We start from the raw sequence: 536 nt of genomic DNA, 5'->3' as shown, positions 1-536 counted from the left end.
CTATTTTGTTGCGGTGAACGGGACTCGATGAAGCTCAGAGATCTAGCCGGTATCCTGCCCGTCGAGGGAATAGCTTCCGTCGATCTGGAGGTTACAGGGATTTCTTCGGATTCCCGCCAGGTAAAAGCGGGCGTTGTCTTTTTTGCGCTCGCCGGAACCAAGGCCGACGGTGCCGTTTATGCCGCAGATGCCGCCGCGCGCGGTGCGGCCGCGATCGTGGCGGGCAAGGGCAGCACCATTGCCGGGCTCCCGGTTCCGGTGCTGGCGGTCGACGATCCGCGCCTGGCGCTGGCGCAGAGTGCGGCACGCTATTTCGGCAAGCAGCCTGAGATCATGGTCGCGGTGACCGGCACCAGCGGCAAGACCTCGGTCGCAGCCTTCACCAGGCAGATCTGGGAGCAGGCCGGTTATGCCGCCGCTTCGATCGGCACCACCGGCGTGGTGGCGCCTGGGCGCAACGACTATGGTTCGCTGACGACACCCGATCCGGTCGCCCTGCATCAATTGCTGCGGGAATTGGCCGATGCCGGCGTCAC

Annotated in this window: 1 protein-coding gene; it reads left to right on the top strand. The window is 64.7% G+C overall.

All coding sequences use genetic code 11. The annotated features are described in order from the left end of the window. Positions 1–27: 27 nt before the first annotated feature. The coding region (locus EN914_RS37810; RefSeq protein ID WP_245497960.1) for a Mur ligase domain-containing protein at positions 28–536 on the top strand (509 nt) is incomplete at its 3' end.

The organism is Mesorhizobium sp. M7A.F.Ca.CA.001.08.2.1 (assembly GCF_003998455.1).
In the GTDB taxonomy this organism is placed as follows: Bacteria; Pseudomonadota; Alphaproteobacteria; order Rhizobiales; family Rhizobiaceae; genus Mesorhizobium; species Mesorhizobium ciceri.
This window is presented reverse-complemented; position numbering and strand designations above follow the sequence as displayed.